Annotated in this window: 11 protein-coding genes; 6 read left to right on the top strand and 5 right to left on the bottom strand. The window is 44.1% G+C overall.

Going from position 1 to position 14,825, the window contains the following annotated elements; translation table 11 throughout:
* Positions 1 to 136: 136 nt before the first annotated feature.
* Positions 137 to 3,295, bottom strand: coding sequence for an HD domain-containing phosphohydrolase (locus FIV04_RS06565; protein ID WP_152468624.1), 3,159 nt, complete (start codon positions 3,293 to 3,295; stop codon positions 137 to 139).
* Between the two features lie 516 nt (positions 3,296 to 3,811).
* Between FIV04_RS06565 and FIV04_RS06560 the strand changes: the two genes are divergently transcribed.
* The 5 genes from FIV04_RS06560 (at position 3,812) to FIV04_RS06540 (ending at position 8,325) form a co-directional block, all read left to right on the top strand.
* Positions 3,812 to 4,783 (top strand): tripartite tricarboxylate transporter substrate binding protein, encoded by a 972-nt coding sequence (locus FIV04_RS06560; protein ID WP_152468623.1) that lies wholly within the window; start codon positions 3,812 to 3,814, stop codon positions 4,781 to 4,783.
* 191 nt (positions 4,784 to 4,974) lie between these two features.
* Entirely contained in the window at positions 4,975 to 5,475 is a 501-nt protein-coding gene (locus FIV04_RS06555; protein WP_152468622.1) for a tripartite tricarboxylate transporter TctB family protein, read from the top strand.
* Positions 5,476 to 5,485: 10 nt separating this feature from the next.
* The gene (locus FIV04_RS06550; protein ID WP_152468621.1) at positions 5,486 to 7,006 is read left to right on the top strand and encodes a tripartite tricarboxylate transporter permease; all 1,521 of its coding nucleotides are present in this window, start codon (positions 5,486 to 5,488) and stop codon (positions 7,004 to 7,006) included.
* A gap of 164 nt (positions 7,007 to 7,170) precedes the next feature.
* A complete protein-coding gene (locus FIV04_RS06545) occupies positions 7,171 to 7,929 on the top strand; it encodes a TSUP family transporter (RefSeq protein ID WP_152468620.1) in 759 nt (252 codons plus the stop codon).
* A gap of 204 nt (positions 7,930 to 8,133) precedes the next feature.
* Positions 8,134 to 8,325, top strand: coding sequence for a hypothetical protein (locus FIV04_RS06540; RefSeq protein WP_032549167.1), 192 nt, complete (start codon positions 8,134 to 8,136; stop codon positions 8,323 to 8,325).
* A 112-nt stretch (positions 8,326 to 8,437) separates the two neighbouring features.
* Here FIV04_RS06540 and FIV04_RS06535 read toward each other — a convergent pair whose 3' ends face one another.
* On the bottom strand, positions 8,438 to 8,854 hold the full coding sequence (locus FIV04_RS06535) for a VF530 family DNA-binding protein (protein ID WP_032549168.1): 417 nt from the start codon (positions 8,852 to 8,854) through the stop codon (positions 8,438 to 8,440).
* A 571-nt stretch (positions 8,855 to 9,425) separates the two neighbouring features.
* Between FIV04_RS06535 and FIV04_RS06530 the strand changes: the two genes are divergently transcribed.
* Entirely contained in the window at positions 9,426 to 10,574 is a 1,149-nt protein-coding gene (locus tag FIV04_RS06530; protein WP_152468619.1) for an HD-GYP domain-containing protein, read from the top strand.
* Between the two features lie 102 nt (positions 10,575 to 10,676).
* Here the strand turns inward: FIV04_RS06530 and gnd are convergent, their stop codons facing one another.
* The 3 genes from gnd to zwf are packed head-to-tail and all read right to left on the bottom strand — an operon-like array spanning position 10,677 to position 14,370.
* Positions 10,677 to 12,125, bottom strand: coding sequence for a decarboxylating NADP(+)-dependent phosphogluconate dehydrogenase (gnd, locus tag FIV04_RS06525; RefSeq protein ID WP_004742688.1), 1,449 nt, complete (start codon positions 12,123 to 12,125; stop codon positions 10,677 to 10,679).
* Positions 12,126 to 12,154: 29 nt separating this feature from the next.
* Positions 12,155 to 12,871, bottom strand: coding sequence for a 6-phosphogluconolactonase (gene pgl / locus FIV04_RS06520; RefSeq protein ID WP_032549172.1), 717 nt, complete (start codon positions 12,869 to 12,871; stop codon positions 12,155 to 12,157).
* The gene (gene zwf, locus FIV04_RS06515) at positions 12,868 to 14,370 is read right to left on the bottom strand and encodes a glucose-6-phosphate dehydrogenase (RefSeq protein ID WP_172974265.1); all 1,503 of its coding nucleotides are present in this window, start codon (positions 14,368 to 14,370) and stop codon (positions 12,868 to 12,870) included. The genes pgl and zwf overlap by 4 nt, the downstream gene beginning before the upstream one ends.
* Positions 14,371 to 14,825 lie beyond the last annotated feature (455 nt).

The raw sequence follows: 14,825 nt of genomic DNA, 5'->3' as shown, positions 1-14,825 counted from the left end.
AATGATTATTATAAAAAACTCTGCATGAGCAGTACTTCATACGATATATTTCTATAACCTCAATTACAATCCTTTAATTGAGCTTTACCACAATAACAATTAAGTCTTTATTAGCGCCTCATATACTCCTCGCCGTTCAATTCATATATTGTTCGATATCTACACTATCTATTTGTTCAGGCTTCAAATACGCCTTTGCGTACCTAAGATGCGTGCCACTCGTCAAAAATAGTCGGAACAACTCAATATCAATATGCTCATCCAACGCCATTTTGTGCATAATGTTAACAGCGACACTGATCGGCTTCGCCTTACGATATGGACGATCTGATGCCGTGAGAGCCTCAAAGATATCGGATATCACCAGCACGCGTTCTGGTATCGACAGATCCTTCGCCGTTAATTTACGTGGATACCCCGTTCCCTTTAATGTTTCATGGTGAGTCGAAGCGTAACGTGGTACGCGACTCAGTTCTTTCGGGAAAGGTAAGTTCTCGAGCATCTTGATCGTACTTATCATGTGTTCGTTAATCTTAAAGCGATCTTCCGCCGTCAATGTACCCCTGGCAATCGACAGGTTATAAACCTCACCTAGATTGTATTGGTGCTCAGGAACCGCCATTCGAATACCTAGTTTAGGATCATATTCGGCAGTTCGCTCTCTCGGAATGATGTGTTCCGGTTTATCAGACAATAATTGCTCTTTCGCTGGTAGCGTACTCGCCTCCCCTTTATGAGCTAACGCCTCTACAGGAGAAAGCCCTAAGCGATCATCAAAATGGCGATACCAGACTTTGTTGGCGATCTGGTGAATACGTGCAACTTTCTCATCACTCATGAATTCACCACCCACATTAGATGTCGCAATAAACTCAAAATCTTCAATTAACGTTTGTTGAAGTTCTGCTAGCTCTTTCTCGCTTTCTTGTTTGGTTTGTTGTTGTGACAGTTGCTTCTCAAGCGCTTGAATTTCTGCATCTCGCCACAGCACCTCAAAACGCATCCTCACTTCGTGAATACGATTGTAGTTGGCTTCCAACTTAGTGCCTTTATCCACAATGTGCTCTGGCGTAGTGATCTTGCCGCAATCATGCAACCAAGCTGCGATTCTAAACTCACGTCTTTCATCATTATTGGCAAATTTGAAGTCTTTAAATAGCGGTTCATCTGAGGCTTCAACCGCATCTGCCAGCATCATGCCGAGCTCTGGAACACGATTACAGTGACCTGCCGTGTAAGGAGATTTGTCATCGATAGCCTGTGCGATAAGCTTAATAAACGCCTCAACAAACTCCTCTTGTGTCTGTTCGTGCGTTTTGATTTCATTAGCCATGTCTTTCACAGCCACAGAGAGGTCCCAAACTTCTTTAATACGAGTTTCGATCATTTCTACGTCATCATAGCGTCGCTGTTTTATCTTAAGCGTCTCTTCTTGCAGCCTGCGAATTGGGCGAACAATCGGAGCACCAAAAATCCACGCCACTGGCAGGGTAAGTGCCATCAGCAGCACAGTAATGCCAATCGAAGTCGCGACGCGTTTATGTACGGTTTGATAGATCTCTTGTTCCGGTATGACCACAGCAAAATATTCTGAGTAGTGTTCTCCTGTCTCTATCTTGCGCAAGTAAAGATGGCGACTCTCTCCATTTAGCTGAATCTGGTTCATTTGACCTTCCAATGTTGCCGAAGGTATCAATTCATAAAGTTCGGTGTAAGGCACTGTTGTATCGCTATCAATCGCCTCGTGATGAAACCATTTAGCTTCTAACGCGGCCTTCTGCTTTGGCGTAATGCTGTCTAATGCCATATTGATGATTGGGAGTAGCGCTTGGTGCTCCTCTCCCAGCACCAGATAAAAGTCACTGGCGTAGTCTTGTTGAAGATCCACCAGCTCAGCACTATTGCGCAGCCCAGAATGGAAAAAACGTTCAAGAGCAAAATCTAAGACAGGTTTAACATCTAATACTGCATCACATGCTTTGCTCTCCACACAGTCAAAAGCGGCCTTAAGGCTTGGAAATGAGCTTAGCTCAACCTTGGGGTATTGCTGTTTAAGCTCCTCGGTGATTGACCAACCCGACAGAATCGCGACTTTGTTACCGGCGAGCGCTTGATATGTGGTTGTGCCAGAATCTTGCTCTCTGGTCACCACAGAGAAAGGCAATTGGTATAAAGGTTGACTGTAATGCCCTACAACACCATTTGATTCATTCTTGAGGGTCGAATGTATTGCATCTAACTCACCCTCTCGAAACTTATCGGTTAGTTCTTGCCATGAAAATCCGTTCACATATTTAAACTCTATGCCCGTCTGCTGGCTAATCAACTTCAACATATCAATCGCATAGCCGTTGGGTTGTCCAGACACAGAAAAGTCCATCGGCCCCCAGTCATTCTGGTTAGAGATTTGGATTGGCCCCGTCTCACTCACCAAGGCTTGTTGGCTACTCGTAAGATAAAGTGGCTTAACTTCAAAAGCGGATGACTTAGGCTCTCGCTTTCGGTTAGTCGCAATAATGTTACCCGACGTTGAATATAAAAAAGACTCAACTTGGCTGTCCGCCTCTAGCCCTAGTGCTGTTGCTGAAAGTTTGTTGGCCAATGAAGACAACACAATATCAATGCCAATCACGTGCTGGCTGTTTTGGTCATTTTTCGATTGGAATGCCAGTGAGTAGGTTTGTCCTGTAATCTGAAGATGCTGGAAAAGATAAGGCTGAGTCTTACCGACTACATCAGTCGAAGCTGAGATATACCAAGGACGCGTTGTAGGGAAATAATTGCTCGATTCAGTTACGACATCACGAAGGTTAAATGCCTCATCATAATAACTTGTAGAGCGAAGTCGCCCATCAGAGCTATTTGCAATTTCAATCACAACCCAACGGTCGGTTTCTGAAGCATTGATTTTTTCTCTAACAATTGGCGAGGAGTCGAGATTGATGATTTGGAAGAAGTCGTCGTTAGAAGAGCCAATATAAATACTATAGAAAAGTGGGTTGTCTTTGATCGCTTCAGACAGAATATTTCGAGCTTCTTGCTTCGATATCTGGCTACTAATGGAACGATTAACAGAAGACAACAGCTGCGCCGTGTTGATCGCATCAGAATCGATCGCTTCAACATAATCACTTAATTCTTGGGACACCATCGTCAGTTTCGACAAGGTATGCTCCGTTGCCATCGTCTTACTGAAATAATATTGAAGTGAAACTGCGACGGTCGCCGTCAATATAGTTGCAAGTAAAAACATTCCACCCACGGTAAACCGCAACGAAACTTTTGCATCTTTCATGTTCTTCTATCCTTGAACAATTGCCTCTTAGATCCTTAAGAGTTGTTGGGTGATTTTGGAGAATTCCCACCCAGTTATTAAGCCTTGTTATCACATTATGTTAACGGTCATTTCCAATATCAATACAATATTCTATATATTTAGATCTTTTACGTGATAACTCTCAGGTTTCGTTCTCACAAGTTTACAAAAATCAGCTACCGTTACTCTTCAATAGAAATTTCTCTTTTTTATCTTACGTTTATCTTATAAATCTATTATTAGCGCCGTCTTATTTTATACATATTTTCATGTCAAAAAGATGCTTCATCATCCGATTTGCGAGCCATGAACTTTATGAACTTTATTAATTCAATGCTCTTTATCCTCAATATCACCACATTAAAGACAATTCATTAACACAGCATTAACCTTTGAGCATCGACTGGTTATTTGAACTTCGCTCAATACCCAGTAGTTAATACATCAATAAGTTTCTCGCTTAACTAAGAGAACAATACATAAGGAACGTGAAACATGTTCAAGGCAATGAAACCCTCTATCGCAGCGACTGTGATCGCCGCTACCTTCTCATTCAACACTTTTGCGGCAGACGTAGAGAAAATCCACTTCTTAATTCCTGGCGGCGCAGGCGGCGGTTGGGACATGACTGCTCGTGGTACTGGCGATGTATTGGTAAAGTCTGACATCGTAGAAAATGTCTCTTTCCAAAACCTGTCCGGTGGCGGCGGTGGTAAAGCGATTGCACACCTTATTGAAACGGCTAAGCGTCAAGAAGATACGCTTATGGTCAACTCAACACCGATTGTTGTTCGCTCTCTAACTGGTATTTTTCCACAATCTTTCCGTGACCTAACCCCTGTTGCTGCAACCATTGCGGACTATGGCGCGATCGTAACGTCAGCAGACTCTAAGTACGATACTTGGGAAGATGTGGTTAAAGAGTTCGAATCTAACCCTCGTAAAGTCAAAATCGCTGGTGGCTCAGCACGTGGCAGTATGGACCACCTAGTCGTAGCAGCAGCATTTAAAGGTGAAGGTTTTGACGCTAAGAAAGTTCGCTACATTGCTTACGATGCGGGCGGTAAAGCGATGGCAGCTCTACTATCTGGTGAGACTCAACTGCTTTCAACAGGCCTTGGTGAAGTGTTGGAGATGTCAAAATCTGGCCAAGTAAAAGTACTAGCTGTGACAGCGCCTAAACGTCTAGATGCAGCACCAGACATCCCAACGCTAACTGAGTACGGCAATGAAACTGTGTTTGCTAACTGGCGTGGTTTCTTTGCTGCACCTGGCACAAACCAAGCGAAAATTGATGAGTGGAACCAAGCGCTTAACAAAATGTACACCACTGATGAGTGGCAAGTAGTTCGCGACCGTAATGGTTGGATCGACAACTACAAAGCCGACAAAGAGTTCTACTCCTTCCTAGAAGACCAAGAGAAGCAAATGGGCGACCTAATGCGCGAGCTTGGCTTCCTCAAGTAACAAAGCTATTTAGGGGGAATCGACAGCTCCCCCTTCCTTATTCTCTGTTTTGCCATGCATGAGTTCACTCAATCTCCTTTGTAATTTGTAGGCAGTTGAGCACTACTCTCTTCCTACATTCCGTTAGTGATCCTAGACATTCTTCATTAACCCGCTCATGCATGGCTTTTTTATTTTTTATGGAGTTGGATATGTCGGAACAATCGAACACGTTCTTATCCAAAGAGAACCTACTCACTCGCGATCGAATCGGTGCCCTAGTGTTCCTATTGGTTTGCTTGTGCTACGGCTACCAGACAACCCTTATCCCACTGTTCCCCGGTGATGAATACGAACCTTTTACAGCACGAACACTACCAACCCTACTCACCTTTGCGGGTATTGTTCTGGCGCTGATCTTACTCGTAACCGGAAAACAAGAACCGAAGAAATCCTGCGATACCACACCACTTAACTGGAAGCTGTTAATCGGTTTCTTAGTTCTAATGGCACTGTATGGCGTTGGACTTACCTATCTAGGCTTTGTACTGGCAACCGGCTTCTTCTTATTAGCAGGCTTTTACCTACTGGGTGAGCGCAGAAAACCAATCCTGATTGGTGCTTCATTTCCGTTTGTCATCGTTTTTTATCTTCTATTAACTCAGGGATTAGATATCTATCTAGAACCTGGGCTTATCTACACACTTTGGTAGGAACCGCATTATGTTAGATGGAATTTTACAAGGACTCTCGACCGCGGTAATGCCGATGAACATCATGATGGTGATCGTGGGCTGTTTCGTTGGTACCTTTATCGGGATGCTACCGGGCTTAGGGCCTATCTCTGCGATCGCGCTAATGATCCCAATCACTTACGGTTTAGAACCTTCATCAGGTCTAATCCTAATGGCTGGTGTTTATTATGGTGCGGTATTTGGCGGCTCAACTTCGTCGATTCTCATCAATGCGCCGGGATGTTCATCAACCGTGGTAACTGCATTTGATGGCTACCCAATGGCGCAAAAAGGCCAAGCAGGTAAAGCACTTGCACTGGCGGCTTACTCTTCATTTACTGGTGGTACGCTATCAGCAATCATGCTTCTTATCGCGGCACCAGCGCTTGCAAGCGTATCGCTAAGCTTCCAATCTTCAGACTACTTTGCGCTGATGCTACTTGGCTTGTCGGCAGTTGCAGCCTTTGCTGGACCGGGACAAGTGATCAAAGCATGGATGATGACAATTCTAGGCCTAATGCTTTCAACGGTAGGTATCGATAAAGGTGTCGGTGTTGAACGATTCACTTTCGGCTTGACCGATTTAATGGACGGCTTTAGCTTCTTACTACTTGCGATGGCAACATTCGCGCTTGGTGAAACTCTGATGGGTGTGCTTAAACCTCAAAAAGACACCAGTGAAGAAGAAAGCCGTAAAATGTCCGACATCGGCAGCATGAAAGTGACTAAAGAAGAAGTTAAAGACGTAGCTCCTGTATCGATTCGTTCTTCTATTCTTGGTTTCTTTACTGGCGTACTACCAGGTGCTGGTGCCACTATCGCAGCTTTCCTAAGCTATGGTATGGAACGTAGTCTAGCACCAAAAGAGAAGCAGAAAGAGTTTGGTAAAGGCAGCATCCGTGGTCTTGTTGCACCTGAATCTGCAAACAACGCAGCTTCTAGCGGTTCGTTTGTTCCTCTATTAACACTTGGTATCCCAGGTTCAGGTACGACAGCAATTATGCTTGGTGCTTTGATTGCCTACGGTATTCAGCCAGGTCCACGTCTATTCGTTGAGCACCCTGATGTGTTCTGGTCGGTTATCATTTCTATGTACTTCGGTAACATCGTACTGGTGATTTTAAACCTACCGCTAATCCCATACATCTCTAAACTGCTAGCTGTGCCAAGAACCGTGTTACTACCTATGATTCTGTTCTTCTCAATTACTGGTGTTTACTTGGTGTCGTTTAACACTATGGATGTCTTTATCATATTGCTTGTAGCAATGGCAGCAATAGGATTGAGATTGGCCGACTTCCCATTGGCGCCTCTATTGCTAGGCTTCATCCTAGGCGGGTTAATGGAAGAGAACTTAAGACGTGCACTTATGATCAGTGACGGCGAACTAAGTTTCCTCTGGGAGCGCCCGATTACTATGAGCTTTACCATCCTTGCGGTGTTGGTTCTATTCAGCCCTCTATTTATGAAGTTGTTTAAGAGCCTTAAAGCTAAGCCTGTAGAAGCGTAATCAAACTGCACTTTACCTAGGGAGCCTTCGGCTCCCTTTTTTAATTGATGGTCTAAGCATCCATTGCAACAAATCACAAACTTGTTCATAACATTCTGATAAGGCTGGTTTTAGATTCAAAATGCAGTAAGTTAGTTATTCGTCTCTCAATTAGGAACTGTGCCATGGAATGGCTGATACTCTTTCTCGCTGGTGTGCTTGGTGGCATATTAAACTCCATTGCAGGAGGAGGCAGTTTTGTTACGTTCCCTGCTCTACTATTTATAGGCGTCCCTCCGGTCGCTGCCAACGCAACCAATACCTTTGCCTCTTGTGCAGGCTACATCAGTGGCGCTTACGCATTAAGGCAAGAGATCCTATCGGGCACAAAGCAGCTCAAGTTGACTTTGATTCTGAGTGTATTGGGGGGCGCAATCGGTGCATTCTTACTGCTGCACACTCCTGAAGCTCTCTTTACACAATCTGTTCCTTGGCTACTCCTATTCGCTGCACTGCTTTTTACCTTTGGTGGCCAAATCAACAGCTTGATTAAAAAAGCGGCATCAAAGCACAAACACGCAGGTAAAGCAGGTGCCTTCTTCTCAGCCCTTTTGTTGCTTTTGGTATGCGTTTACGGTGGTTACTTCAATGCTGGTCTCGGTATTGTCACGCTAAGCTATCTTGCCTTAGCGGGTTATACCAACATCAATGTCATGAACGGTATTAAGTTATTGGTATCAGCAAGCGCTTCAATGGCGGCCATCATCCTATTTATTGTTGATGGTTCGATTGATTGGAGTTCAGGGCTTGCGGTATTGCTCGGCACTCTGATCGGTGGCTACTACTCAGCTCAGATATCACGCAACATCCCACAAAACTATGTTCGCAATAGCGTTATCATTGCAAGCTTCTTAATCACCGCATACTTTTTCTACGCCAATTAATCGGTTATTAAAAATCGCCAGATATGTCCTTTAGCGATAGAAGTGCGTTCGACTTTGCAGTGTTACTTCCGTTCATTAAAATAGCGTTCGCTAAATTTGTGAAGAGAGCCTGATAATCATCTTGTTTGATATTAATTTAGATTAATTTTTATCCAATGATGAGATACTTACTGCGTAAAAGAGGCAAGCATATTAGGGGGCATTATGAACATCAAACTCGGTCATGTTATGTCATCAAGCAGACTGATCTGCTTCATTGCGTTCTTAGCAGCAACCTTTGCGTGGATACTAAAAATGCCCGCTCTGTTTTCGGTTTCTGCTCTGTTTCTCGTCTTCAGCGCTGCAATCTACGTAGGTGATTTCATCAAGAATCAAAAGAAAAATCGCGAAGCCTGATCACTCGCAGAGCAATACAACTTTGATGGGTTTACCCTACTTCAAAAGTAGATAGTAAAAGAAAAGGAGCATGATGCTCCTTTTTTGTATCTTGTTCAGTCCACCATAGCGATTAGCGGCGGAAATTGCGCCCTTTACCACCCGAGCGACGCGCTTTAAAAGAAGACGCGGCCTTAGCTTGAGACGCAAGGATAGATTCTACCGTCAGCTCCATTGGCTCTTTAGGCTCAAGCCCATGGCGGAAAGTACGTGAACGTGGTGGCATTTGATATTCAAGATCAGATGCTTTTGGCATACGTTTGAAGCGATACAAGTAAAAGTTCTCTACTTTCTCGCGCGCCCACTGTGTTTTCTTCAAGTACTTCACCGCACTCGCGACAGACGGCTTAGTGTTGAAACAGTTCATACGCATTGCTGCATCAAGGATTTCCCAACCGTAATGATCCACCAGCTCAGTGATCATGGTTTCTAACTTTAAGCCGTGCAGTGGGTTGTTTTTCTGCAGCTCAATTCTTTCTTCATCTGTCATCGTCATACCTTAAACAGAGCAAGCACTCTGCGTTAGTTCACCATCATCAATAACGGTTGTTTACTTAGGTCTGCTTCCTGCACGCCTGTCAATGAGGGTAATGATGGCACAAAGCCTGCCACTCTCCTAATTATCATCGACGCATATTTCCAATTTTAGTTTGATCGCGTGAGAACTAACCATCACATCACTCAATAAGCTCGTTCTATAAACCAAACATTTAACAATTCTGACTTCAGTTCATAGCTAGAACACATTCATTTTCACAATTAAACACGCCAACTTATTAATAATCATCATGTTTATTGGGCAAACTTTCTGGAACCGACATCGCTGTAAATACCCAAAATGGATTAGAAATCTGGATCGACATAACAAAAAGCCAACCCAGTTAACAAAATGGATGACTCTTAAATGTAATAACCACATTTTTAGTGATGTGATTAGAATTTATAGGATGACAAGATTACAATTCGTTAACAGGACTGGTATGTTCGTATTCTTAAATATGAGAAATCAATAAATCAAAGAAAAACAATTACATAATTATAAATTAAGGTCAGCCCCGCTCATGTTTGACTACTCCCAACTCAGTAAAATCGCAGCTAAAGATCAAGATATTACCTCGACGTTAGACGACCTATTTCAGCTTGTGCGTTCGTTCTATCCAATGCTCTCGCGCCTCTCCATAGCTTTAACTAACGAAAACAAAGCCACTAATTACTTTGTTTCCGATGCCTTGTGCCAAGAGGCAAGCCATAACTACATTGAATACAACATCAGACCAGAATCTTCGCTGAGAAAGATGTCTGAGCTGCCCTCAGTGCGCGTTATCAATGACTTATCGACGATGAATCCAACGCGCCAAATTTGTCGCTTAATCGATATAGGGCATCAAAGTAGTTACACCTCTCCTATCTACTATCGTGACAAGAACCTGGGCTTCATCTTCATTAATGCCACTGCGATTGGCTTCTTTAACCAGAAGAGCATACAAGCTGACATTGCGTATCTATCCCAGCTCATCGCGAGCTTATTTACTCGATTGCATGAGAATCAAAAACACTTTCAAACTTCTCTCGCGATTGCCCTAAATATGGGCCATGCAAGAGATCCTGAAACCAAAGAACATTTGATTCGCATGGGGCGTTACAGTGAGATATTGGCGCGTGCCATGTCTGAGCAAAAGCCAGAAATCACCTATCAGTTCATTCATCGAATTCGTGTTTATGCACCTTTCCATGATATCGGTAAGTATCGAATCCCCGACCATGTACTTTTCAGTACCAAGCGATTTACCGATGAAGATCGCGCCATCATGAATCAACACACCATTTACGGTGAAGCCATGATTGAGGATGTTGTCTCGATTTCTGATAACCACTCTATCTCACACGATGAAGTGCAGTTTCTGAAGAACATTATTCGGCATCATCACGAACGCTACGACGGAACTGGCTTACCAGACAGACTGTGTGGTACTCAAATTCCATTGGAGGCACGTATCGTTACCTTAGCGGATGTGTTTGATGCCCTACTGAGTAAGAGAGCCTATAAATCAGAATGGGAGCTTGATGATGTGCTTGAGTACATCGAAGAAAACGTTGGCATTATGTTCGACCCGAGCTGTGTCGAAGCGCTTAAGCAGAACTTAGATACCTGTATGGCGGTAAGGGAGCAGTTTTCTGACAAAGAAGAAGTGACCAGCTTCCAAGCTTAATGTTGGTTAGGTATCTAACTAGAAATCACTAGGGCGTGTTGACAGAAACAAAAAAGGATGCCAACTAGCATCCTTTTTCACTTTTAAAACAACTGGTTACGATTATACATCGTAAGTTGTTGAAGCAGTGTCGCCGCCTGTACCAGTCCAGTTAGTGTGGAAGAATTCACCACGTGGACGGTCTGTACGCTCGTAAGTGTGAGCACCGAAGTAGTCACGTTGAGCTTGAAGCAGGTTAGCTGGTAGACGAGCAGTTGTGTAACCGTCTAGGAAAGATAGCGCAGAAATCGTACATGGCATTGGGATACCAGACTCTAGAGATTTCGCTGCCACTTTACGCCATGCCGCTAGGCTGCCTTGTAGGATGTTTTTGAAGTACTCATCAGAACCTAGGAACGCGATGTCTGGGTTCGCTTCATACGCATCACGGATGTTGCCTAGGAATGCAGAACGGATGATACAACCACCACGCCACATTAGTGCTACGTTACCGTAGTTTAGGTCCCAACCGTTCTCGTTAGATGCTTCGCGCATTAGCATGAAGCCTTGAGCGTAAGAGATGATCTTAGAAGCTAGTAGAGCTTGACGTAGTGCATCAACCCACTCTTGCTTGTCACCTTCAACTGGAGTAATTGTCTTACCGAATAGAGACTCAGCTTCAACACGTTGATCTTTAAGCGCAGATAGACAACGAGAGAATACAGACTCAGAGATAAGCGTTAGAGGAATACCTAGGTCTAGTGCGTTGATACCCGTCCATTTACCAGTACCTTTTTGGCCTGCTGTGTCTAGGATCTTCTCAACTAGAGGCTCACCGTCTTCATCTTTGTAGCCAAGGATGTCAGCAGTGATTTCTACTAGGTAGCTGTCTAGCTCAGTCTTGTTCCAGTCAGCGAATACAGCTTGCATTTCATCTGCAGACATACCAAGACCATCTTTCATGAACTGGTAAGCTTCAGTGATAAGCTGCATGTCGCCGTATTCGATACCGTTGTGTACCATCTTAACGAAGTGACCAGCACCGTCGTTACCAACCCAGTCACAACAAGGTTCGCCAGCGTCAGTTTTTGCAGAGATGCCTTGGAAGATTGGCTTAACCGCTTCCCAAGCTTCAGCTGCACCGCCTGGCATGATTGAAGGACCGAAACGTGCACCTTCTTCACCACCAGATACGCCAGTACCGATGAAGTGAATGCCTTTTTCACGACAGTGAGCAACACGACGGTTTGTGTCTGGGTAGTTTGTGTTACCACCGTCAATGATGATGTCGCCTTCGTCTAGAAGTGGAATTAGGTTGTCGATAAAAGTATCAACAACTGCACCAGCACGAACCATTAGCATCACTTTACGTGGTGCTTCTAGTTTCTCAACAAGCTCTTCTAGAGAGTAAGCACCAACAATGTTTGTACCTTTCGCTGGACCTTCTAGGAACTCGTCTACTTTCGCAGCAGTACGGTTGTGAGCAACAACTTTAAAGCCGTTGTCATTCATGTTTAGGATAAGGTTTTGACCCATTACCGCTAGGCCAATTACACCGATATCACCTTTCATTATTTATATCTCCTTGCGGCTATTCGCGATTATGCGATAGCACTTGCTGCATTTGAATCTAGGAACCACTCTGTTTCGCCAGTTTTAGACTGGATTTTCGCTGCCGGGTAAGGCAGCTCTGAAGCAGGAGTCGTATGAATTTCTTTAACGATATCAACTTTGCCAGCACCCAGTACTAGGTAGCTGATTCGTTTTGACGCTTCTAAAACCTTAGCTGTTTTAGAAACACGGATTTGACCAGACTCAGGGTGAGAAGCCAGTACAGACAGGTTCTCATCTTGGTAGTTAGTTGCACCCGGGAAAAGAGAAGCTGTGTGGCCATCTGCGCCAACACCGAGCAGGATCCAATCGAAAACAGGTGTACCATTTTCTGTTGGAATGACTTCTGCCATCTCTTTTGCAAAACGCTCTGCTTCTGCTTTCGGCTCATCTTCACCACGGATGCGGTGGATGTTCTCAGCAGGAAGATTTACTTGAGAGAATAGAAGTGCGTTTGCTTCACCGTAGTTGCTTTCCGCATCATCTGGTGCGACGCAACGCTCGTCGCCCCACCAGAAGTGAAGGTTTTTCCATTGGATGCCTTCTGCGTATGGCGCCTGTGCCAACAGTTTGAATAGCATTTTTGGCGTACTACCACCTGAAAGTGAAATATGAACAGGTGTGCCCTGCTCGCTGTACGCTTTCATTTCGTTTGCTAGATTTTCAACAACTAGTTCTGGCGTTTCAAAGATCTTATGGTTGATCATAATTCGCAATAATCCGTATCTGTTAGGTTTTTACAAGGGAAACGCCACGCGCGGCCGTCTCTTTCAAGAAGCTCGTCTGCTTCTTGCGGACCCCAAGTACCACAAGCATAACCAAATAGCGCTTGAGGATCTTGTTTGAAATCTAAGATAGGTTGAACGTACTTCCAACACGCTTCTACCGCATCAGTACGTGCAAACAGAGTCGCGTCGCCATTCAGAGCATCAAGAAGTAGACGCTCGTAAGCCGTTAGCATTTGAGTCTCAGGCAAGTCAGAGTAAGAGAAGTTCATTTTCACTTCTTTTGCTTTAAAGCCTGCGCCCGGCTCTTTCAAGCCAAAGCTCATTTGGATGCCTTCATCCGGTTGAATGCGGATGATCAGCTTGTTCTCTGGTGCATCTTGGCCGAATACTGGGTGTGGCGTGTTCTTAAAGTGAATCACAATTTCCGTAACACGTGTTGGTAGTCGTTTACCTGTACGTACGTAGAAAGGAACCCCATTCCAACGCCAGTTATTGATATGAGCTTTAAGACCAATGTATGTCTCAGTACGAGAATCGTCTGCTACACCCGGCTCTTCGCGGTAACCTAGTAGGTGCTGACCACGCACATCAGACGCCGTGTATTGACCAAGAACCAAGTCTTTACGTAGGTCTTCTTCTTCAAGAGGCTTCAGACATTGAAGAACTTTAACCACTTCGTCACGAATTGAATCTGCATTGATTTGTGCAGGCGGCTCCATACCAACCATTGCTAATACTTGTAACAGGTGGTTTTGGAACATATCGCGCACAGCACCAGAACCATCGTAGTATCCGCCACGCTCTTCAACACCAAGGAACTCAGCACCTGTGATTTCAACGTAATCAATGAAATTACGGTTCCACAGTGGTTCAAACATCGCGTTAGAGAAACGAAGTACTAGAAGGTTTTGTACCGTCTCTTTACCTAGGTAGTGGTCGATACGATAGATCTGGTGTTCTTGGAAGTGATGATGGATTTCTTCATCTAGCGCTTGAGCAGAAGCTAAATCATAACCAAATGGTTTTTCGATGATTAGACGACGCCAGCCGTTCGACTCATCGTTCAGGCCATGTGCTGCTAGGTTCGCTGGGATCACACCATATAGGCTTGGCGGCGTTGCCAAGTAGAATAGAGTGTTGTGATTTTCGAATTGATAATCTTGTTCTAGCTTGTCTAGGCGCTGTGCTAAACGAGCATAATCTTCTGTGTCAGAGGTATTAATCGCTTGGTAGTGCAGGTGATTAATGAACGCGTTTAGCGTCTCTGGCTCAGTTTCTTCCATTTCCTGAAGAGATTTCTTCAGTTTTTCACGGTAAGACTCATCGCTGTACTCAGTACGGCTCACTCCAAGAATCGCAAAGGATTCCGGCAGTTGATTGCTAGCATACAAGTGGTATAAAGCGGGGATCAGTTTACGATACGTTAGATCGCCCGACGCACCAAAAATAACGATGCTGCTGTTTTCAGGTATTACCATCATCTTTCCTATAAAAACAAGGTTTTCAGTATTCGCCAACGGTATCAGCGACATACAAAAATAGATAATAGGTCTTGGCTATTAGTTCAATAGCGAGCGCCTATCACACTAGAGAATGCGTTTGGTAAACGAGGGTGATATAGATCACCTCAATTCGGGTCAGTATTGTCTATGACTATTTGATTTACATCAACCACTGTGAGGGCAATCGATTAAATATTGACTCATTTAATCCAAATTATTTGCCATTACTTAGAACAAAAATGATTAAACGAAGACGGAACTGCATTCCAAATCATTGTAGTGAAAAATAAATGGGATCTGGTCGGCGGAGTAGCACGAAAAACCAGTTTGATAACTATTTAGCAGTTAATTATTAAACTGGTTTTATAATTTGGACTGTTTTGATTAGTGCTTGGGTTTATGTGCAAATGCCAAGCTAGGGTGGGAAGTGA

The organism is Vibrio sp. THAF190c (genome assembly GCF_009363355.1).
GTDB lineage: Bacteria > Pseudomonadota > Gammaproteobacteria > Enterobacterales > Vibrionaceae > Vibrio > Vibrio fortis_A.
The sequence above is the reverse complement of the archived record's forward strand: the minus strand, read 5'-3'. Positions and strand labels throughout refer to the sequence as shown.